This window comes from Mesorhizobium sp. M1A.F.Ca.IN.020.06.1.1 (assembly GCF_004023265.1).
Taxonomy (GTDB): domain Bacteria; phylum Pseudomonadota; class Alphaproteobacteria; order Rhizobiales; family Rhizobiaceae; genus Mesorhizobium.
In genome coordinates, this window is sequence record NZ_RZSR01001668.1 from 1 (window position 1) to 601 (window position 601).

A 601-nucleotide genomic window follows, 5' to 3' on the forward strand; every position below is an offset into this window, starting at 1 on the left:
GGGATCAAGCCCCCAGCCGCAAGCTTTGTGAACCGTCAGAGCGTCAGCCCCAGCACTTGGCGAGGCCTTCCTTGGTGTCGATCGACTTGACGCCGTTGGCCGGCTTGTCGGTGACGAGATTGACGCCGGTGTCGAAGAAGTTCTTCCCTTCGGTCGGCTTCGGCTTCGTTCCGTCCTTGGCAAATTTGGCGATCGCCTCGATGCCGAGCGCCGCCATCTGCAGCGGGTACTGCTGCGAGGTGGCGCCGATAACGCCCTCGGCAACCGACTTGACGCCCGGGCAGCCGCCGTCGACCGAAACGATCAGCACCTGCTTTTCCAGACCGACGGCCTTGAGCGCCTGGTAGGCACCGACTGCGGCCGGCTCGTTGATGGTGTGGATGACGTTGATGGTGTTGTCCTTTTGCAGGAGGTTCTCCATCGCCTTGCGGCCGCCTTCCTCGTTGCCGTTGGTCACGTCGTGGCCGACGATGCGCGGATCGTCTTCGTCGCCGATCTTGTTGGGATCCTTCACGTCGATGCCGTAGCCCATCATGAAGCCCTGGTCGCGCAGAACGTCGACGGTCGGCTGGGAAGGAGTGAGGTCGAGGAAGCCGATCTT

1 protein-coding gene is annotated in these 601 nt (G+C 62.7%); it reads right to left on the minus strand.

Annotated elements, in window-relative coordinates; genetic code table 11:
* Positions 1 to 43 precede the first annotated feature (43 nt).
* The coding region (locus EOA60_RS36245) for a substrate-binding domain-containing protein (protein ID WP_164899937.1) at positions 44 to 601 on the minus strand (558 nt) is incomplete at its 5' end.